Here is a 17,850-nt window from a genome sequence, read left to right as displayed (position 1 = left end):
GTCCGGCAGGCCGAGAAAACGGCATGGCGAACGCGTCACGAGGATGTTAGAAATGCCAGGCACCGAAGCGCAGGCCCGAGCGGCATGAAGAAGATCGAAGCGATCATCAAGCCTTTCAAGCTCGACGAGGTGAAGGAGGCGCTCCAGGAGGTCGGCCTTCAGGGGATCACCGTCATCGAAGCGAAGGGCTTCGGCCGCCAGAAGGGCCATACGGAGCTCTACCGGGGCGCCGAGTACGTGGTCGACTTTCTGCCGAAGGTGAAGCTGGAGATCGTTCTCTCCGACGCGCTGGTGGAAGGCGCGGTCGACGCGATCCGCAAATCAGCCCAGACCGGCCGCATCGGTGACGGCAAGATTTTCGTCTCGACCATCGAGGAAGCGATCCGCATCCGGACCGGCGAGACCGGAACTGACGCGATCTGACAGGCGGTTCTGGCGCCTCGGCTTGGGTTCTGCCTAAGTTTTCGCTCTGCACGAATGTCCGGCATCGGCGCTTTCCACTATGGAGTGCCGACTTCCGCACCCCACATCATCGGGAACGGCCGGCGCGACCGGCCGCTGAGACCCCGATGCAGGAGGATGTGCGATGGCCGTCACGGACCCGCGCGAGACTGCCAAGATCTACGATCTGTCCGCGTTCCGGCGCGCCCAGTCCACGCCCCGCGTCATCGCGGAGGCGAAACCGGCGCCGGCCGCCAGCATCGGGGGCGGCGCGTGGTATCATGAGGCTGCCATCCGCGAGGATGAGCGTCCGCGCCGGCCCTGAAATCGTCACGGGCGGCGAGGCTCCGCACCTGTAGCGCGTTGTCGGGGTCGGTCCGGCGGGTTCCGCCCCATCCCCCTCCGCGTCGTCGGACGCCCGCACCGGCGTCCCTCGAAGGAGGGCTGCGGCCACCCGCGATCCCGAGGGAGCGTGCCGCGCGGCCTGCGCTGAATGCCGGTGCCGCACGTCGCGGCGGGCCAATCCGCACCCACCGTACGAGCCCGGATCGTCCGTCCGCCCGTCCGGAAAACGGCGAAGCCGGACCCGAGGGCCCGGCTCCGTCGATCCTGCCGGAACGCCGAGGCGTCCCTCGCGTCTTACGCGGCTGCAGCGGCCTCGGTCGGTACGGACGCGATCGTCTTCAGCACCTGCGAGGCGATCTGGTAGGGGTCGCCCTTCGAGTTCGGACGGCGATCCTCAAGGTAGCCCTTGTAGCCGCTGTTGACGAACGAGTGGGGCACGCGGATCGAGGCGCCGCGGTCGGCCACACCGTACGAGAACTCGTGGATCGAGGCGGTCTCGTGCTTGCCGGTCAGCCGCATGTGGTTGTCCGGGCCGTAGACGGCGATGTGCTCCTCGCGGGCGTTCTTGAACGCCTCCATGAGCTTCTCGAAATAGGCCTTGCCGCCATGCTCCCGCATGAACGCGGTCGAGAAGTTGCAGTGCATGCCCGAGCCGTTCCAGTCGGTGTCGCCGAGCGGCTTGCAGTGGTACTCGACGTCGATGCCGTAGCTCTCGCAGAGGCGCTGCAGGAGGTAGCGGGCCATCCACATCTCGTCGGCGGCCTTCTTGGAGCCCTTGCCGAAGATCTGGAACTCCCACTGCCCCTTGGCCACCTCGGCGTTGATGCCCTCGTGGTTGATGCCGGCATCCAGGCAAAGGTCGAGGTGCTCCTCCACGATCTTGCGGGCGACGTCGCCGACGTTCGAGTAGCCGACGCCGGTGTAGTACGGGCCCTGCGGCGCCGGGTAGCCGGAGGTCGGGAAGCCGAGCGGGCGGCCGTCCTTGTACAGGAAGTATTCCTGCTCGAAGCCGAACCAGGCGCCGGCATCGTCCAGGATGGTGGCGCGCTTGTTGGACTCGTGCGGGGTCGTACCGTCCGGCATCATCACTTCGCACATCACCAGGACGCCGTTCTTGCGGGCCGGGTCGGGGAAGTGGCGCACGGGCTTCAGCATGCAGTCGGAGCTGCCGCCCTCGGCCTGCTTGGTGGACGAGCCGTCGAAGCCCCACATCGGGAGCTGCTCGAGGGTCGGGAAGCTGTCGAATTCCTTGATCTGCGTCTTACCGCGGAGATTCGGGGTCGGCGTGTACCCGTCGAGCCATATGTACTCGAGCTTGTATTTGGTCATTCCGGTTCTCTCGTCCGTATCGATGCGCGACCTGGGCAACCCGGGAACACGCGAACGGCTTGCCGCCTCCACGACGGCCGGTGCCGCTGTTGCATGGAGCGTGCCAGGATTGCTATTGCTGCGGGAACACAGTGCCCTAGCTGCGCTCTCTGCCGATCACGGAATCGCGAGCAGTCGGTATCGGCGGCCGATCGTTCCACCGGAACGCCGATTCCCACCCGGCGCGGGTGGCAAGGTACGCCCGCGCCGGATATCAAGCGCCGCTTGCTGACGCGGCCGACATCGCTCGGTTGCGCGACGAGAGATCATTCACAGATCCCTGGAGGATGCCCACGATGACCACTGCGGCCGAGGTGCTGAAGACGATCCGGGACAACGACGTGCGCTACGTGGACTTCCGGTTCACCGACCCGCGCGGCAAGTGGCAGCATGTCACGTTCGACGTGTCGCTCATCGACGAGGAGATCTTCGACGAGGGCACCATGTTCGACGGCTCCTCGATCGCCGGCTGGAAGGCGATCAACGAGTCCGACATGCTCCTGATGCCGGATCCGGCGACCGCCACCCTGGACCCGTTCTTCTCGGCCGCGACCCTCTCGATCGTCTGCGACGTGCTGGAGCCGGCCACCGGCGAGCCCTATGCCCGCGACCCCCGCGGCACCGCCAAGCGCGCCGAGGCCTACCTGCAGCAGACCGGGATCGGCGACACGATCTATGTCGGCCCGGAGGCCGAGTTCTTCGTGTTCGACGACGTGAAGTTCGCCGCCGACCCCTATCGCACCGGCTTCGAACTCGACTCCACCGAGCTGCCGACCAACGGCTTCACCGATTACGAGGGCGGCAACCTCGGCCACCGGGTGCAGACCAAGGGCGGCTACTTCCCCGTCCCGCCGCAGGATTCGGCCCAGGACATGCGCGGCGAGATGCTGGCCGCCATGCAGTCGATGGGCGTGAAGGTGGAGAAGCACCACCACGAGGTCGCTTCGGCCCAGCACGAGCTCGGCATGAAGTTCGACACGCTGACCCTGCTCGCCGACCACATGCAGATCTACAAGTACTGCATCCACAACGTCGCGCAGAGCTACGGCAAGTCGGCGACCTTCATGCCCAAGCCCGTCTACGGCGACAACGGCTCGGGCATGCACGTCCACCAGTCGATCTGGAAGGACGGCAAGCCGGTCTTCGCGGGCGACAAGTATGCCGGCCTCAGCCAGGAATGCCTCTGGTACATCGGCGGCATCATCCGCCACGCCAAGGCGCTCAACGCCTTCACCAACCCGTCGACCAACTCGTACAAGCGGCTGGTGCCGGGCTACGAGGCACCGGTGCTGCTCGCCTACTCGGCGCGCAACCGCTCGGCCTCCTGCCGCATCCCGTGGACCAAGAGCCCGAAGGCCAAGCGCGTCGAGGTCCGCTTCCCCGACCCGATGGCGAATCCCTACCTCGCCTTCTCGGCGCTGCTGATGGCCGGCCTCGACGGCATCCGCAACAAGATCGACCCGGGTCCGGCCATGGACAAGGATCTCTACGAGCTGCCCCCGCGGGAGCTGAAGAAGATCCCGACCGTGTGCGGCTCGCTCCGCGAGGCGCTCACCAGCCTCGACAAGGATCGGGCCTTCCTCAAGGAGGGCGGCGTGTTCTCGGACGACCAGATCGACTCGTTCATCGAGCTGAAGATGGCCGAGGTGCTGCGCTACGAGATGACCCCGCACCCGATCGAGTTCGTGCAGTACTATTCCCTGTAAGGCGACGGGGGCCGGGCGCGATGCCCGGCCCCTGCCGGCGGACGGGGGTGGGCAGGTCCCACCCCCGTTCCGTACGGCGGATACCCGGATGCTCACCCTCGACCACCTCGTCGTCGTCGCGCCGGACCTCGCGGCGGGCGTCGCGCATGTCCGCGACTGCCTCGGCCTCGCCATGCCGGAGGGCGGCCGCCACCGGGAGATGGGCACGCGCAATCACCTGCTGCGCCTCGGCGAGGCCCTGTTCCTCGAGGTGATCGCCGTCGATCCCGAGGCGCCCGCGCCGTCCCGCGCCCGCTGGTTCGGCCTCGGCGACACCGCGCAGGTGCGGGCCGACTGGGAGGCGGGCCGGCGGCTGCGCGGCGTCGTCGCCCGCACGGACGACCTCGACGGCGTGCTCGCCGCCCACCGCGACCTGCTCGGTCAGGCCGCCACGATGACCCGCGGCGCTCTCGCGTGGCGCTTCGGCGTGCGCCCGGACGGGGCTTGGCCGGCGGATGGAGCCGCGCCCCACGTGATGGATTGGGGCCCCCGCGGGAACCCCGCCGCGTCGATGCCGGACCTCGGCGCCCGCCTTGAGGCGCTTCTCCTGACCCATCCGGATCCGGGCGGCGCGGGGCAGCTTCACGCCGCGCTGGGACTCGCCGATTCCCCGAGAATCGTGGACGGCCCCGGCCCGCGCTGGAGCGCACGGATCATGACGCCCACGGGTGCCCGGACGCTGACCTGAGCGATCGACGGACCCTCCTCGCCGGCCTGATCGGGAAAGTGACCGGCGAGGAGGGTCTGGCCGGGACTCGGCGGCCCCGACGTTCGCAACCTAGCAGCGATGCATCGCGGCGCGGTGGCAGGAAAGTCTCACTCCACACCGGATCGGCGCGGATCCTCACGTATGCGCGAAGATGTCGGTCTCGGGCCACCCGTCCAGGTCCAGGAGGGCGCGGGTCGGCAGGAAGGCGAAGCAGGCGGCGGCGAGGTCGGTGCGCCCTTCCCGTGCCAGCATCGCGTCGAGCCGGTCGCGGGCCGCGTGGAGGTGGAGCACGTCGGACGCCGCGTAGTCGAGCTGCGCCTGGGACAGGGTCTCGGCGCCCCAGTCGGACGATTGCTGCTGCTTCGACAGGTCGACGCCGACGAGTTCGCGGACCACGTCCTTCAGACCGTGCCGATCGGTGTAGGTCCGGGCGAGCTTCGAGGCGATCTTGGTGCAGTAGACCGGCTGCGGCATCACGCCGAAGGCCTTGTAGAGGACCGCCACGTCGAACCGCGCGAAGTGGAAGATCTTCTGCACGCCAGCATCCGCGAGGACGCGCTTGAGCACCACCGGTTCGGGTCCGCCCTGCGGGATCTGCACCACGTCGGCGGTGCCGTCGCCGGTGGAGATCTGCACCACGCAGAGCCGGTCCCGGTGCGGGTTGAGGCCCAGCGTCTCGGTGTCGATGGCTACCGCCCGGCCCGCGTCGTAGTCGGCGGGCAGGTCGCCGCGGTGGAGGCGTACGGTGGGGCTCGGCATCTTTCTCGGACCTTGAGGCTTTTCGGCCGGTAGCATCGGTGCCAAGTGCCCGCAAGCCGCGGGATCTTCGCGCCGACGCGGCGGACAGGGAGGCGAGGATGAACGCGGCCGAGGTGATCAGGACGCTGGGGCTGACGCCGCATCCGGAGGGCGGCCACTACCGCGAGACGTTCCGCGACCCGCGCACCGTCGACGGCCGCTCGGTGGGCACCGCGATCTACTTCCTCCTGGACCTCGGCGAGGTCTCCGCCTGGCACCGGGTCGATGCCACGGAGATCTGGCACTGGCACGCGGGCGCGCCGCTGGTGATCACCACGAGCCCGAACGGCCACGACGCCGAAGCCCGGCATCTCGGGCCGGATCTCGCCGCCGGACAGCGTCCGCACTGCGTGGTGCCGGCCGGCCATTGGCAGACCGCCACAAGCCTCGGCGCCTGGACCCTGGTGGGCTGCACGGTGTCGCCCGGGTTCGAGTTCTCGGGTTTCGAGATGGCGCCGCCCGACTGGCGGCCGACGCCCCGGGTTTAGGCCCGCGGCACCGCCCACGAGGCCCGCACCGCCGTGAGCGCCCCGGCCACGATCAGCAGGCAGGCGAGCGCCAGGGCCGGGCTCGGATCGGCGTAGCCCGCCGCCACCAGGATCAGCGTCGAGAGCACCGGCGCCGCGTAGGCCGTCACACCGAGCAGCCGCACGTCGCCGCGCTTGCAGCCGATGTCCCAGAGATAGAAGGCGGCCCCGACGGGCCCGAGGCCGAGCAGGAGCACCGCGCCCCATTGCACCGCGTCCGCCGGCCAGACCGTCGCCTCGAAGGCGACATGGCCGACGAGGCTCAGGGCCGCCGTGACGAGGCAGAACCCGGTGACGGCATCGGTCGGCACCTGCCCGATCCGGGCGGAGAGCACCGAGTAGCCCGCCCAGACGAACGCCGCCGCCAGGGACGCCGCGTAGCCCGGCAACGCACCCGCGGCGAAGCCGAGATCCCCCCGGCCGGCGAACAGGGCCGCGACGCCGGCGAGGCCCAGGACCGCTCCGGCGAGGTGGCCCGGCCGCAACCCCCCGGAGCCCGGGAGGCGGGCGGAGAACAGGACGATGAGCAGCGGCCAGAGATAGTTGATCAGCCCGGCCTCGGCCGGCGGCGCGAGTCGCAGGGCGCTGAAATAGAGGGCGTGGTAGCCGAACAGCCCCCCGACCCCGAGGAGCCAGACCGGCCACGGCTGGATCAGCGCCCGGGCGCGGGCCGGCCGGGCGATCCACGTGATGCAGCCGCAGAGGCCGCCCACCAGGAAGGTCAGGGCGGCGAGCTGGAACGGCGGCACGGCCCCCGACGCTGCGGTGAGGAGGGCGAGCAGCGACCACAGCAGGATCGCGCCGAAGCCCGCGAGCGTGGCGGATGCGCTCCGCGCGGGCGCGGCTGAGATTGATGCGGACTCGTCCATGGCCCGCGGCTATCACGGCGGTACCGAGTCGGCGAGGCGAGGTCACGCCTCCGTCACCGTCTCGCTCTACCGGCGGCCCGAAACGGGAGGTTCGCGATGCGCGGGATCATGATCGGGCTGTGGCTGCTTCTGGCAGCGGGCCCCGGGCTCGCCGGTGAGGCCGCCCAGCTCGGCCCCCGGCCCTTCTACCTCGTCGACCAACTCAAGCCCGGCCCCCTCAAGGACACGCTCGCCGCCTGCGGGGTCGACCGGACCTACACGCCGCGGACCTTCTCGATCTCGCACCGGGGCGCCCCGCTCATGTTCCCCGAGCACACCCGCGAGGGCCTGATCGCCGCCGACCGGATGGGTGCCGGGATCATCGAATGCGACGTGGCCTTCACCAAGGACCGGCAGCTCGTCTGCCGCCACAGCCAGTGCGACCTGCACACGACCACCGACATCCTGGCCCGGCCCCCGCTCGCCGCGCAGTGCACGCAGGGCTTCGAGCCGGCCGATCCGGCCACCGGCCGCAAGGCCTCGGCCAAGTGCTGCACCAGCGACCTGACCCTCGACGAGTTCAAGTCGCTCACCGGCAAGATGGATGCGGCCGACCCGGAGGCCACGACGGTCGCTGCCTACATGAACGCGACGCCGCGCTGGCGCACCGACCTCTACGCCGGCACCGGCACGCTGATGTCCCACAAGGAGTACATCGCGATCGTGAAGGGCATGGGGCGGAAGTTCACCCCCGAGCTGAAGGCACCCCAGGTCGCGATGCCGTTCCAGGGGTCCTACACCCAGGACATGTACGCCCAGCAGATGATCGACGAGTACCGGCAGGCGGGCATCCCGGCCTCCGACGTCTTTCCGCAGAGCTTCCAGCTCCGCGATATCCTGTACTGGCTGGACAAGGACCCCGATTTCGGCCGGCAGGCGATCTTCCTCGACAACCGCGACGAGACCACCAAGGGCTTCGATCCGGAGAACCCGGCGACCTGGACGCCCGGCATGGCCGAGCTGGCGCAGAAGGGCGTGCGGATCCTGGCGCCGCCGCTCTGGATGCTGGTCCGGCCCGGCCCGGACGCGACGATCGAGCCCTCGACCTATGCCCGCGCGGCGAAGGCGGCCGGTCTCGGCCTGATCGCATGGTCGCTGGAGCGCTCGGGGCCGCTCAAGGACGGCGGCGGCTATTACTACCAGTCGATCAAGCCGGTGGTGACCGGAGACGGCGACATCCTCCGGCTCCTCGACGTGCTGCACGGGCAGGTCGGCGTCATGGGGGTGTTCTCCGACTGGCCGGCCACCGCGACCTTCTACGCCAACTGCGTCGGCGTGCCGTAGGGCCGCGGCTCAATCGGCCCACAGGGCAGCGAGGGAGAAGAGGCCGGCCATCGCCAGGGTGACGATGAGGATGCCGGCGATGATCAGGGCGAGCGTCATGGGCGCCTCCTCGGCGGGAAGACTGGGGGAGAAAGGGGCGGGCTACCGAGGCGGCACCGCGGATCGGCGTCTCACGGCACGAGCAGCAGCAGCGCGAGATGGCCCAGGTGGCCGAGATCCAGGGGCTTCCATCCGAGCCACCGCTGGATCGGCATGTAGATCGCGCATTGCAGGACGGCGCTGCCCAGCATCGCCAGGAAGAAAAAGCCCCAATCCTGCGTGATCATCCCGATGGTGGCCGCGAACATCGCCGTCGTGGCGAAGATCAACCTGCTCGCATCGCCCGGGACACGGGCTTCGGTGTCCGACATCGACCTTCTCCGGAAGCGCGGTCAGCGGGCGCGGCAGTTGGCGCCGTACCAAGTCATGGTCCGGCGATCCATGCCGCCGTCGGACGAGGGTCCGCAGACCGGGAAGCGCGGGTCGCCGCTGCGCTGCAGGCTCGCGATCCTGTAGAGGTCCTGCTGCGCCTCGCGGCGGCGGTTCTGCTCGGCGAGCTGGGCCTGCCAGGACAGGCTGCTGGTGGCCTCAGCGATGGCGCGCTGCTGGTGAAGCCCCATCATGCACACGGCGAAGGCGTCGGTCTCGGTCTCGAACCCGAAGGCGTAGCACTGGTTCCGATCCAGCGCGTGCCGCTCCTGCGGGGTCACGCAGGCGGCCAGCCCCGGGACGCAGGCCGCGGCGGGGCCGAGCTTGGCGAGGGCCGGCGGCCGACGACGCGCGGCGGACGAAGAACAAATCCACACTGCGCCGACAGGGTGAACGTCGGATGCACCATCGGACCAGTCTTTCATGATGCCCGCAGCCCCGTTCTTCTGTCCGCGGAAGCATCCGCGACGCGACGGAAGGAGACCTATACGGGATCGCTCGGACTGTTCGTGTTTCAGAGCACGCGGACGGTGGCGCGGAACGCTGCCCGCAATACCCGTTGTCCCGCGTGCCGGGCCAACGCCGGCCCGGGAAGGGAAGTCGTCATGGTTGGCGGAGGCACGGTCCGCGCGTGCCGGTCAGGCCAGGGATGACGCCCGCCGGAGCCTCGTCCTCTCGGGACGCGGGACATGCCGGTCCGGATACGGCGATCCCTTGGCCGGGATCGCGCGACGTGCCGAGATCCGGCACGAACGGTGGCGAGGGCGTGCGAGTTCGCCCGCGGGGCTCCGGAAACGACGGGATGCCGGGCATCCCGCCGGATCGCCGCGCGTCGGGCGCGGCGTCCCTTGCCGCCACGGAGTGGGCGCACCGGGCCCGAGCCCGGCGCGCCCCTTCGGCGATCAGACGAAGTGCTGGCCGCCGTTGATGGTGAGCGTCGAGCCGTTGACGAAGCCCGCCTCGTCGCTGGCGAGATACTCGACCGCGTGCGCGATCTCGTCGGCCTCGCCGAGGCGACCGGTCGGGATCGTCGAGATGATCTTGTTGCGGATATCCTCCGCCACCGCCATCACCATCTCGGTGGCGATGTAGCCGGGCGCGATCACGTTCACCGTGATGCCCTTGGACGCGCTCTCCTGCGCCAGCGCCTTGGCGAAGCCGATCACCCCGGCCTTGGCGGCCGAGTAGTTGGTCTGGCCGGCCTGGCCCTTCTGTCCGTTGATCGACGAGATGATGATGATGCGGCCGAAGTTCCGGTTGCGCATGCCCTCGATCAGCGGACGGGTGCAGGTGAACATCGAGTCGAGGTTGGTCCTGATGACCGCCTGCCACTTCTCGAAATCCATCTTGTGGAAGGCGCCGTCCCGGGTGATCCCGGCGTTGTTGACCAGCACCTCGACCGGTCCGAGCTCGGCCTCGATCGCCTTGATGCCGGCCTCGCAGCTCGCGAGATCGCCCACGTCGAACTTGAAGACGGGGATGCCGGTCTCGGCCTTGAAGGCATTGGCCGCCTCGTCGTTGCCACCGTAATTGGCCGCGACCCGGTAGCCCTTGTCCTTGAGCCGCTTCGAGATTGCAGCCCCGATACCGCGGGTGCCCCCCGTGACGAGGGCGACGCGTCCTTGAGCCATTGTTTCCTCCTGTTCGCATCACGTGATGCCGCGTGCGGATGGCGTCCGCACGCGAATTTTTGTGAACTTGGTCTTAAGTCTAAATTCCCGACCGGGGGGGCGTTACGGAACGATCACGCCCGCTCGATGCACATGGCCACGCCCATGCCGCCGCCGATGCAGAGCGTGGCGAGGCCCTTCTTGGCATCGCGGCGCTTCATCTCGTGGAGCAGCGTGACGAGGACGCGGGCGCCCGAGGCGCCGATCGGGTGGCCGATCGCGATGGCGCCGCCGTTGACGTTCACCTTCGCGTCGTCCCAGCCCATGTCCTTGTTCACCGCGAGCGCCTGGGCCGCGAAGGCCTCGTTGGCCTCGATCAAGTCCAGGTCGGACGGCTTCCAGCCGGCCTTCTCCAAGGCCTTGCGGGAGGCGGGAATGGGACCGGTGCCCATCACCTTCGGATCGACGCCGGCGGTCGCCCAGGACTTGATCTTGGCGAGGGGGGTGAGGCCGCGACGCTCGGCCTCCGAGGCCGACATCAGCACGAGGGCGGCGGCGCCGTCGTTGAGGCCGGAGGCGTTGGCGGCCGTCACCGTGCCCTCCTTGGAGAAGGCGGGCTTCAGCTTGGCCATCGCCTCGATGGTGGCGCCGTCCCGGATGTACTCGTCGGTGTCGACGACGGTGTCACCCTTCTTGCCGGGGATCGTCACCGGGATGATCTCGTCCTTGAACCGGCCCTCCTTGCGGGCGGCCTCGGCCTTGTTCTGCGAGCGGGTCGCGAACTGGTCCTGCTGCTCGCGGGTGAGCTGGAAGGCCTGGGCGACGTTCTCGGCGGTCTGCCCCATGTGGTAGCCGTTGAAGGCGTCCCAGAGCCCGTCCTTGATCATGGTGTCGACGAGCTTGAGGTCGCCCATCTTCTGGCCGCCGCGCAGGTACTGCGCGTGGGGCGAGAGCGACATCGATTCCTGGCCGCCCGCCACGATGACCTTGGCGTCGCCGTTGGCGATCTGCTGCATGCCGATGGCGACCGTGCGCAGGCCCGAGCCGCAGACCTGGTTGAGGCCCCAGGCGGTGGCCTTCTCGGGGATGCCGGCCTTGATCGCCGCCTGACGGGCCGGGTTCTGGCCGGCGCCCGCGGTGAGGACCTGGCCGAAGATCACCTCGTCGACGTCGTCGGGGGAGACCTTGGCGCGCTCCAGCGCGGCCTTGATCGCCGTGGCACCGAGTTCGTGGGCCGGCACCGCGCCGAAGGCGCCGCCGAACGAGCCGACCGGCGTGCGCGCGGCGCCGACGATGACGATCTCTTCGTTGCCTGCCATGTGAACGTTCTCCTCTCACGAGCCGGCGCGCCTTCCACTGTCCGGGCGCGCTCTGATGCCGGACTTCGGATGAAGGGCGCCGCATCGGCGAAGTCAAGGTTGCGCAACAGGACGCGAAAAGGTGGGGATGACGCGATCGCGAGACTGAAATGGCGCAGAGCGGCCGTGATCGCCTGCATTATTCTGCGCTGAACAGTTGCAGTTTGCTGTTTTCTGCGCCCTTGGAAGGCCTTAAGGATCGTGCTGCGGGCGCGAAGACGGCCTCCGCCGTGCCGCATCGCGTGCCCGCAACGCCCCTAGGTCCCGAGTCCAGAAAGGCCGTTCCCGATGGCGGATACCGTCAAGGCCACCCAGACCGTCATCAAGAAGTACGCCAATCGGCGCCTGTACCACACGGGCACGTCGACCTACGTGACGCTGGAGGACCTCGCCACGATGGTCCAGAACGGTGAAGACTTCGTCGTCTACGACGCGCGCACCGGCGACGACATCACCCGGTCGGTGCTCACGCAGATCATCTTCGAGCAGGAGAACAAGGCCGGCGCGGAGAACCTGCTGCCGGTGGCCTTCCTGCGCCAGTTGATCCGCTTCTACGGCGACAGCATGCGCACGATGGTGCCGAGTTTCCTGGAATTCTCCATGGCGAACTTCGCCAAGGATCAGGACGGCCTGCGCGAAAAATTCGCCCACAGCTTCGGCCCGGCCGCGTTCCAGAACGCGATCGAGCAACAGGTGCGCGCCAACATGAACTTCTTCGGCGATGCCATGAAGATGTTCACCGGCTTCACACCGCCGGCTGCGGGGACCAACGCCCCGGTGGTCCCCGCAGCGGCGTCCTACGCCGGCGGGGAGCTGGACGACCTCAAGCGCCAGATGCTGGAGATGCAGCAGCGCCTCGAGGCCCTCGCGAAGAAATAATTTCCGATGGGCACGGCGACATAAAAGGTTGACGATTCGTAAACGCCGGCCCCACCTTTGCACCATCGGCACGGAAACGTGCAGGAGATGCTGCAATGGTGCGGATCGGAACAGGCGGGCGTGTCGGCCCGGCACAGATCAGGCCGGCGCGCGCGGTGCCGGAGGCCACCGAGAGCGCGCCCCAGGCAGGCACGCGCCCGCAGCAGGATGCCGCGCGTGCACTCGTCGTGATCGATGGAGGGCAGTCGGAGGAAGCGGGCGGCACCGCAGCGGCGGAACGCTCGACCGCGGGCAAGCCCCGCGCCGGCTTCGTCGCCCAGTTGCTCACGGCCGGGGACCCGACGCTGCTTCCGTCGCGGCTGGAGCGGACCCGGATGGCCGCCGCCTGCTACACGGAGACCGCGCGGCGCCTCGCGTGATGCGGCGCCTCACCGGCGTCGGGCCGCCCGAGAGCGGGCCACGCCTCGATGGCGAAGCGCCGTCATCCCGGACCGCCTCGGCTATCCCGGAATGACCGGTTGATCGTCGCACCCGTATCGCACGTCCCGGAGGACGGCCGGTGCCGCACCGGGCTCAGGCCTCGGCGGACTTCACCTTGAGGACCTGGCGGCCGCGGTACATGCCGGTCTTCAGGTCGATGTGGTGCGGACGGCGCAGCTCGCCCGAATCCTTGTCCTCCACGTAGGTCGGCGCCTTCAGGGCGTCGGCCGAGCGGCGCATGCCGCGGCGGGAGGGGGAGGTCTTTCGCTTCGGAACGGCCATGGCAGTGATCCTTCGTGACGCCGCGAACAAAGCGGCGCGCGGGCGGCTCCTCGATCGAGGATCGCCACGCACACCGCGGGATACGGATGAGGGCGCGCTTATAGCGCCGGGGTCGGCCCCTGGCTAGAGGCGCCGGAGCACAACCGTCACACGCAGGCGTTAAGCGCGGGTTCAAGCGGGACGGCCCAGTGATGCGGTGCCGGCGCCGCGGCGCGGGCCGTGACCCTCGGGAGTATCACCATGGCTTCCCCCACCAGGACCCTCGCCCTCTTCGCCCTGCTCTCGAGCCTGATCACGGCGCCAGCGCTGGCTCAGGCCCCCGCGCCGCAGGCACCCAGCGCGGCCACGCCGACGGCGCCCGCCAAGCCCACGGCGCCGAGCGCACCGGTGGCCGGGCCGCCGAACGCCGCCAAGGGCGCGCTCATCGATCTCAACAGCGCGAGCCCCCAGGAACTCGACGCCCTGCCGGGCATCGGCGCGGCGCGGGCGGCCGCGATCGTCAAGGGCCGTCCCTATCGCGGCAAGGATGATCTGGTGTCCAAGAAGATCATCCCGGAGAGCGTGTACGACGGCATCAAGGACAAGGTCATCGCCAAGCAGAAGTAGCCACCTACTCGCCGATCACCCCCTGAGGCATGGAGAAGCCGGGGGGCGTCTTCTCGGCCGCCTTCGGCGCGGGAGTTCGCCGGGCGGGGGCCTTCTTGCGGGCCTCCGCCTTCGGCGCCTTCACGGCAGGCGGCGCCTCGCAGGCCTTGAAGGCGAGTTGCGCCAGGGGCGCCCCCTCCTCGGCCACGATGGTGAGTGCGTCGGGCAGCACCGGCAGGGTCGGCTGCCAGGGGATCGGACCGCCCAGCATGGCCTCGATCGCCGCTGCCGCACTGCCGCGCCGCAGCGTGTTGAAGTCCGGCCCGTAGGCGGTTGCGACCTTCCCGGCGATGACGACCTGCAGCACCTCGTTGACCTCGGGTGTCAGCGGCCGGAGCGGGTTGGTGGTCCGGACCTGCCCGGCCCGGGTGATCACCATCTTGAAACCCTTACCGCTCTCGAACCGAGCCGCCTGAGCCCCGCAGGGCTGCTCGATCGCGGGACCGGCCGCCGGAGTCGGCGCGGCCTGCGGTGCCGCCGGCGCGGGGGCCGCAGGCGGCCCGTCGGGCTGGGGCGTGGGCGCCTGGGCTGGCCGAGGCGGTGCTTGCGGGGCGGCCTGCGCGGCCGTCAGGCCGAACGGGGCGGCGAGCATCAGCCCGGCCGCGAGGCGAACCAGCCGCCTCATCGGCCGTCCCCCGGACGACCGCGCCGCGACGCCTCGGCGCGTTCCGCGCAGCCGAGCATTCTGATCGGTTCCAATTCGGTCGCTTCCAGGTCGAGAACGTGCGGATCGATGATTTGCGCCGTGCGGTCGATGGGGCTCCGGCGCGTGCCGACCGAACCGATGACGAGGTGTTCGTCCTCGACGTCGAGTTCGGCGTCCAGACGCAACGGCGCGCGCCGGCCCCTGGCCACCATGGCGACGGCGGCCACCACGGCGACGGCGAAAACCAGTATCGCCAGAAAGATCAGCAGCCGCTCCATGCTGCGCGATGCTCTAACCCGCGCGGAGGGCCGCCGTCACCCCACCGGAGCCCGCCCCGCGCGGAACGCTCCTTGCGTGGCGCGGCGGACCGGGTAGATGCGGGCGGGCCGGAAGCGGGATCGATCGATGCAGCACGAGCCGAGTCGCGAGCCCGACGAGCTGGAGGGCCATCTCCTCGGCCTGATCGAGGCGGCCCGGGATCAGGCCCGGGAGGATCCCTTCCGCAATCCCGTGCTGGCCGTGACCCTGGCCATCACGCGGCGGTTCGACCGGAACGAGATCTCGCTCGGCGACCTCGAGGGCCTGTTCGTCCGGCTGCGCGCCGCCGCCCTGACCGCGCGGGCGGCGCGGCTGCGGGCCTATGTCGGGCTGGAAAACGAGCCGGCCGCATCATCCGATCCGCAGGCGGCCATCCCGGCGCGCCTCGTGGCAGCCGTGCCCGACCGTCCCGAGAGCTTCGAGGCGTTCAGGGGCTTCATCAACCGCATCGCCTTCGCGGTGGTGTTCACGGCACACCCGACCTTCGGCATGCCCCGGGCCGTGGCGACGCTGCTGGCCCAGGCGGCAAGCCTTCCGGACGAGGCCGCCCGGGCCGGCCTGATCGCGCGGGCGGCGGCGCTCTCCACCCGGCCGGACGCGCCGATCACCCTGGACGTCGAGTTCGAGCAGGCCTGCGCGGCCGCCAATAACGGCCGCCTCGCCGTCGACGCCTTCAACGGTGCCCTGCTCGACGCCGCCCGCGCCCGTTGGCCGGAGAGCTGGACCGAGCTGACGCCGCGCCCCTTCGCCATCGCCAGCTGGGTCGGCTGCGACACGGACGGGCGGACCGATATCGGCTGGTGGGACACCCTGCGCTACCGGCTGATCTCGAAGCGGATGCAGTTCGACCGGGTGATGCGCGAGCTGCCCGAGATCGCGGCCTGCCGCGAGGTCCGCGCCCTGGCCGAGGGGGCGCTGGCGGCGGTGAACCGGCAGCTCGCGGTGGCGCCGCGCCTCGGCGAGAAGCCGTCGCTGGAAGCGGTGCATCGGTTCGCCCTGGCGCTGATCATCGAGCGCGAGCGCGCCCAGACCGACGCGAGCGCCCTCATCTCAGGACTGACCAAGGCCCTGGAGGCGGCCGGGGATGCGGCCGACCAGCGCCGGATCGCCGTCCTGCGTTCGGGCGTGGCCACGCACGGCCTGTCGAACGCCCTGCCGCATTTCCGGCTGAACGCCAGCCAGATCCACAATGCGGTCCGCCGGGTGATCGACCTGGAGGGTGAGCCGACCGATGCGGCCCGGCGCCGCTCGCACCTCGCCACGATCCACGCGCTCCTGAACGACGTCCGGCCTGTGGCGGTGGATTTCGGGGCGCTCGCCGCCGAGCGGGCCTCGGCCGCCCGGCTGATGATGACGATCGCCCAGATCCTCAAGCACGTCGACGGCACCCATCCGGTGCGGTTCCTCATCGCCGAGACCGAGACCGGCTACACGCTGCTCGCCGCCCTCTGGCTGGCACGCCACTACGGCATCGCCGACAAGCTGGAGATCACGCCGCTCTTCGAGACGGCGAGCGCCCTGGAGCAGGGCATCCAGGTGCTCGACGATGCCCTGCGCAACCCGCACTGGCGCCAGTACCTGAAGCGCATCGGACGGCTGACCGTGCAGTTCGGCTACTCGGATTCGGGCCGCTACGTCGGCCAGCTCGCCGCCACCTTCTGGATCGAGCGGCTGCGCCTGCGCATCACCGAGATGCTGGTCCAGAACCGCCTGGCCGACATCGAACTCGCCATCTTCGACACACACGGCGAGTCGATCGGGCGCGGCGCCCACCCGACCTCGCTGCGCGACCGCCTCGCCTATCTGGCTCCCGAGGATGCGCGGGACCGCGCCCGCAAGGCCGGGATCAGGGTGCGGCTCGAATCGAGCTTCCAGGGCACCGACGGCTACCTGCTGTACGGCACGGAGGCGCTGGCCCAGGCCAGCGTCGCCCGCATCGCCGAGCACGTCTACGCGCTGGACGTGACGGAGGACGACACCTTCTCGGACTACGCCCTGAATGACCACCCGCGGCGCGCCGAAGCCGGGGAGGATCCGATCTACTCCGAGCCGGACTTCGCCCTGGAATTCTTCACCGCCGCCCGCCAGGACATGGAATCCCTGGTCGACGACCCGGGCTACGCCGCGATGCTCGGCACGTTCGGCCCGAGCCTGATCGACCGCACGGGCTCCCGGCCCGTGGCGCGCCAGAGCGACAGCGGCGGCCCGGCCCGGATCACCCACCCGCGCCAGATGCGGGCGATCCCCAACAACGCGATCCTGCACCAGCTCGGCTTCCTGGCGAACTCGCTGCACGGGATCGGCCGCGCCGCGCAGCGCGGGCCGGACCTGTTCCGCGACATGCGCCGCGACTCGGTGCGCTTCTCCCGCGCCTTCCGCCTGGTGCAGCACGCGGCATCCGTGGGCGACCTCGACGTGCTGCGCGCCTACATCGACACCCTCGACCCGGCCGTGTGGCTGGAGCGGGCGCGGCGCACGCAGAAGGATTTCCGCCGGGACGAACTGGTGGTGATCGCCGGAGCCCTGGAGCGCCTCGACCTCGCCTCCGCGCTCCGGAGCCTGTTCGGCCGGCTGACCCGCGACTGGCTCGCCCTGTCGGCGGCCGCACCCGACCTGCCCGCCATGTCGGCGCGGCTGACGCTGCTGCATGCCCTGCGGCTCGCCCTGATCCATCGGATCTGGTTCCTGGCGGTGCACATCCCGGGTTTCCGGCCGCAGGCCGGCATCTCCCGCGAGCAGCTGCTGGAGCGCTTCCTGCGCCTCGACATCGACGGCTGCCTCAAGCTCCTGGACGAGATCTTCCCGGTCACCCCCGATCCGACGCTGGGCCTCAACTTCGGCGAGCCGGCGGGCCCGCGGGATGTCGGCACCTACGAGGCCGAGCACGCCAACCTGTTCCAGCCGATCCGCCGGATGTTCGACCAGGCGCGCGAGATCTCCGGGATCATCCAGCACGAGGTGGGGGCCTTCGGATGACGCGCGGCCCTGGGCGCCACGCACCGCATCACCGACGCTGAGCCGATCCGGACACGCTCGATC

The 17,850-nt window shown here is 70.0% G+C and carries 20 protein-coding genes; 10 read left to right on the top strand and 10 right to left on the bottom strand.

Translation table 11 applies throughout. The features are described from left to right. Window positions 1-84 precede the first annotated feature (84 nt). Both MKK82_RS14835 and MKK82_RS14830 read left to right on the top strand, forming a co-directional pair. Window positions 85-423 carry a P-II family nitrogen regulator gene (locus MKK82_RS14835; RefSeq protein ID WP_238289880.1) on the top strand — a complete coding sequence of 113 codons (339 nt, stop codon included), beginning with the start codon at window positions 85-87 and terminating at the stop codon, window positions 421-423. 163 nt (window positions 424-586) lie between these two features. Then, window positions 587-766, top strand: a complete 180-nt coding sequence (locus MKK82_RS14830; RefSeq protein ID WP_238289879.1) for a DUF2735 domain-containing protein — start codon at window positions 587-589, stop codon at window positions 764-766. A gap of 314 nt (window positions 767-1,080) precedes the next feature. On the opposite strand, the gene MKK82_RS14825 is transcribed toward MKK82_RS14830, so the two are convergent. After that, a complete protein-coding gene (locus MKK82_RS14825) occupies window positions 1,081-2,115 on the bottom strand; it encodes a glutamine synthetase beta-grasp domain-containing protein (RefSeq protein WP_238289878.1) in 1,035 nt (344 codons plus the stop codon). Window positions 2,116-2,450: 335 nt separating this feature from the next. Here MKK82_RS14825 and glnA point away from each other — a divergent pair, with 335 nt between their 5' ends. After that, window positions 2,451-3,860, top strand: a complete 1,410-nt coding sequence (gene glnA / locus MKK82_RS14820; RefSeq protein ID WP_238289876.1) for a type I glutamate--ammonia ligase — start codon at window positions 2,451-2,453, stop codon at window positions 3,858-3,860. A gap of 88 nt (window positions 3,861-3,948) precedes the next feature. Next, window positions 3,949-4,587 carry a VOC family protein gene (locus MKK82_RS14815; RefSeq protein ID WP_243986161.1) on the top strand — a complete coding sequence of 213 codons (639 nt, stop codon included), beginning with the start codon at window positions 3,949-3,951 and terminating at the stop codon, window positions 4,585-4,587. Window positions 4,588-4,743: 156 nt separating this feature from the next. On the opposite strand, the gene MKK82_RS14810 is transcribed toward MKK82_RS14815, so the two are convergent. Next, the gene (locus MKK82_RS14810; protein ID WP_243986159.1) at window positions 4,744-5,367 is read right to left on the bottom strand and encodes a ribonuclease D; all 624 of its coding nucleotides are present in this window, start codon (window positions 5,365-5,367) and stop codon (window positions 4,744-4,746) included. Window positions 5,368-5,465: 98 nt separating this feature from the next. On the opposite strand from MKK82_RS14810, the gene MKK82_RS14805 reads away from it, so the two are divergent. After that, window positions 5,466-5,894, top strand: coding sequence for a cupin domain-containing protein (locus MKK82_RS14805; RefSeq protein WP_238289873.1), 429 nt, complete (start codon window positions 5,466-5,468; stop codon window positions 5,892-5,894). Here the strand turns inward: MKK82_RS14805 and MKK82_RS14800 are convergent. Continuing rightward, window positions 5,891-6,802: a DMT family transporter gene (locus MKK82_RS14800; protein ID WP_238289872.1), complete on the bottom strand. Its 912-nt coding sequence runs from the start codon at window positions 6,800-6,802 to the stop codon at window positions 5,891-5,893. The genes MKK82_RS14805 and MKK82_RS14800 overlap by 4 nt on opposite strands. Window positions 6,803-6,898: 96 nt before the next feature. Between MKK82_RS14800 and MKK82_RS14795 the strand changes: the two genes are divergently transcribed. After that, a complete protein-coding gene (locus tag MKK82_RS14795) occupies window positions 6,899-8,125 on the top strand; it encodes a glycerophosphodiester phosphodiesterase family protein (RefSeq protein WP_238289871.1) in 1,227 nt (408 codons plus the stop codon). Window positions 8,126-8,295: 170 nt separating this feature from the next. On the opposite strand, the gene MKK82_RS14790 is transcribed toward MKK82_RS14795, so the two are convergent. The 4 genes from MKK82_RS14790 to MKK82_RS14775 form a co-directional block, all read right to left on the bottom strand. Further along, a complete protein-coding gene (locus MKK82_RS14790) occupies window positions 8,296-8,535 on the bottom strand; it encodes a hypothetical protein (RefSeq protein ID WP_238289870.1) in 240 nt (79 codons plus the stop codon). Between the two features lie 21 nt (window positions 8,536-8,556). Continuing rightward, window positions 8,557-9,018 (bottom strand): hypothetical protein, encoded by a 462-nt coding sequence (locus MKK82_RS14785; RefSeq protein ID WP_243986157.1) that lies wholly within the window; start codon window positions 9,016-9,018, stop codon window positions 8,557-8,559. Window positions 9,019-9,495: 477 nt separating this feature from the next. Continuing rightward, window positions 9,496-10,224 carry an acetoacetyl-CoA reductase gene (gene phbB / locus MKK82_RS14780; protein WP_238289867.1) on the bottom strand — a complete coding sequence of 243 codons (729 nt, stop codon included), beginning with the start codon at window positions 10,222-10,224 and terminating at the stop codon, window positions 9,496-9,498. A 113-nt stretch (window positions 10,225-10,337) separates the two neighbouring features. Further along, window positions 10,338-11,522 carry an acetyl-CoA C-acetyltransferase gene (locus MKK82_RS14775; protein ID WP_238289866.1) on the bottom strand — a complete coding sequence of 395 codons (1,185 nt, stop codon included), beginning with the start codon at window positions 11,520-11,522 and terminating at the stop codon, window positions 10,338-10,340. Between the two features lie 327 nt (window positions 11,523-11,849). On the opposite strand from MKK82_RS14775, the gene phaR reads away from it, so the two are divergent. Both phaR and MKK82_RS14765 read left to right on the top strand, forming a co-directional pair. After that, on the top strand, window positions 11,850-12,440 hold the full coding sequence (gene phaR / locus MKK82_RS14770; protein ID WP_238289865.1) for a polyhydroxyalkanoate synthesis repressor PhaR: 591 nt from the start codon (window positions 11,850-11,852) through the stop codon (window positions 12,438-12,440). Between the two features lie 95 nt (window positions 12,441-12,535). Further along, on the top strand, window positions 12,536-12,859 hold the full coding sequence (locus tag MKK82_RS14765; protein ID WP_238289864.1) for a hypothetical protein: 324 nt from the start codon (window positions 12,536-12,538) through the stop codon (window positions 12,857-12,859). Between the two features lie 154 nt (window positions 12,860-13,013). On the opposite strand, the gene rpmF is transcribed toward MKK82_RS14765, so the two are convergent. Further along, on the bottom strand, window positions 13,014-13,202 hold the full coding sequence (rpmF, locus tag MKK82_RS14760; RefSeq protein ID WP_003601373.1) for a 50S ribosomal protein L32: 189 nt from the start codon (window positions 13,200-13,202) through the stop codon (window positions 13,014-13,016). A 240-nt stretch (window positions 13,203-13,442) separates the two neighbouring features. Here rpmF and MKK82_RS14755 point away from each other — a divergent pair, with 240 nt between their 5' ends. After that, window positions 13,443-13,808: a ComEA family DNA-binding protein gene (locus MKK82_RS14755; protein WP_238289863.1), complete on the top strand. Its 366-nt coding sequence runs from the start codon at window positions 13,443-13,445 to the stop codon at window positions 13,806-13,808. 4 nt (window positions 13,809-13,812) lie between these two features. Here the strand turns inward: MKK82_RS14755 and MKK82_RS14750 are convergent, their stop codons facing one another. Together MKK82_RS14750 and MKK82_RS14745 are read right to left on the bottom strand one after the other, a co-directional pair. After that, window positions 13,813-14,472: a hypothetical protein gene (locus MKK82_RS14750; RefSeq protein WP_243986204.1), complete on the bottom strand. Its 660-nt coding sequence runs from the start codon at window positions 14,470-14,472 to the stop codon at window positions 13,813-13,815. Further along, window positions 14,469-14,771 carry a hypothetical protein gene (locus tag MKK82_RS14745; protein ID WP_238289862.1) on the bottom strand — a complete coding sequence of 101 codons (303 nt, stop codon included), beginning with the start codon at window positions 14,769-14,771 and terminating at the stop codon, window positions 14,469-14,471. Before MKK82_RS14745 ends, MKK82_RS14750 begins: the two co-directional genes overlap by 4 nt. Window positions 14,772-14,898: 127 nt before the next feature. Here MKK82_RS14745 and MKK82_RS14740 point away from each other — a divergent pair, with 127 nt between their 5' ends. After that, window positions 14,899-17,787, top strand: a complete 2,889-nt coding sequence (locus MKK82_RS14740) for a phosphoenolpyruvate carboxylase (protein WP_238289861.1) — start codon at window positions 14,899-14,901, stop codon at window positions 17,785-17,787. Window positions 17,788-17,850: the final 63 nt, after the last annotated feature.

Source organism: Methylobacterium sp. E-046 (genome assembly GCF_022829625.1).
GTDB lineage: Bacteria > Pseudomonadota > Alphaproteobacteria > Rhizobiales > Beijerinckiaceae > Methylobacterium > Methylobacterium longum.
This window is presented reverse-complemented; position numbering and strand designations above follow the sequence as displayed.

Bases quoted from the DNA above. Each gene is read 5' to 3' on its own strand.
- MKK82_RS14835 (WP_238289880.1), top strand. From the start codon at position 85: ATGAAGAAGATCGAAGCGATCATCAAGCCTTTCAAGCTCGACGAGGTG.
- MKK82_RS14830 (WP_238289879.1), top strand. From the start codon at position 587: ATGGCCGTCACGGACCCGCGCGAGACTGCCAAGATCTACGATCTGTCC.
- MKK82_RS14825 (WP_238289878.1), bottom strand. From the start codon at position 2,115: ATGACCAAATACAAGCTCGAGTACATATGGCTCGACGGGTACACGCCG.
- glnA (WP_238289876.1), top strand. From the start codon at position 2,451: ATGACCACTGCGGCCGAGGTGCTGAAGACGATCCGGGACAACGACGTG.
- MKK82_RS14815 (WP_243986161.1), top strand. From the start codon at position 3,949: ATGCTCACCCTCGACCACCTCGTCGTCGTCGCGCCGGACCTCGCGGCG.
- MKK82_RS14810 (WP_243986159.1), bottom strand. From the start codon at position 5,367: ATGCCGAGCCCCACCGTACGCCTCCACCGCGGCGACCTGCCCGCCGAC.
- MKK82_RS14805 (WP_238289873.1), top strand. From the start codon at position 5,466: ATGAACGCGGCCGAGGTGATCAGGACGCTGGGGCTGACGCCGCATCCG.
- MKK82_RS14800 (WP_238289872.1), bottom strand. From the start codon at position 6,802: ATGGACGAGTCCGCATCAATCTCAGCCGCGCCCGCGCGGAGCGCATCC.
- MKK82_RS14795 (WP_238289871.1), top strand. From the start codon at position 6,899: ATGCGCGGGATCATGATCGGGCTGTGGCTGCTTCTGGCAGCGGGCCCC.
- MKK82_RS14790 (WP_238289870.1), bottom strand. From the start codon at position 8,535: ATGTCGGACACCGAAGCCCGTGTCCCGGGCGATGCGAGCAGGTTGATC.
- MKK82_RS14785 (WP_243986157.1), bottom strand. From the start codon at position 9,018: ATGAAAGACTGGTCCGATGGTGCATCCGACGTTCACCCTGTCGGCGCA.
- phbB (WP_238289867.1), bottom strand. From the start codon at position 10,224: ATGGCTCAAGGACGCGTCGCCCTCGTCACGGGGGGCACCCGCGGTATC.
- MKK82_RS14775 (WP_238289866.1), bottom strand. From the start codon at position 11,522: ATGGCAGGCAACGAAGAGATCGTCATCGTCGGCGCCGCGCGCACGCCG.
- phaR (WP_238289865.1), top strand. From the start codon at position 11,850: ATGGCGGATACCGTCAAGGCCACCCAGACCGTCATCAAGAAGTACGCC.
- MKK82_RS14765 (WP_238289864.1), top strand. From the start codon at position 12,536: ATGGTGCGGATCGGAACAGGCGGGCGTGTCGGCCCGGCACAGATCAGG.
- rpmF (WP_003601373.1), bottom strand. From the start codon at position 13,202: ATGGCCGTTCCGAAGCGAAAGACCTCCCCCTCCCGCCGCGGCATGCGC.
- MKK82_RS14755 (WP_238289863.1), top strand. From the start codon at position 13,443: ATGGCTTCCCCCACCAGGACCCTCGCCCTCTTCGCCCTGCTCTCGAGC.
- MKK82_RS14750 (WP_243986204.1), bottom strand. From the start codon at position 14,472: ATGAGGCGGCTGGTTCGCCTCGCGGCCGGGCTGATGCTCGCCGCCCCG.
- MKK82_RS14745 (WP_238289862.1), bottom strand. From the start codon at position 14,771: ATGGAGCGGCTGCTGATCTTTCTGGCGATACTGGTTTTCGCCGTCGCC.
- MKK82_RS14740 (WP_238289861.1), top strand. From the start codon at position 14,899: ATGCAGCACGAGCCGAGTCGCGAGCCCGACGAGCTGGAGGGCCATCTC.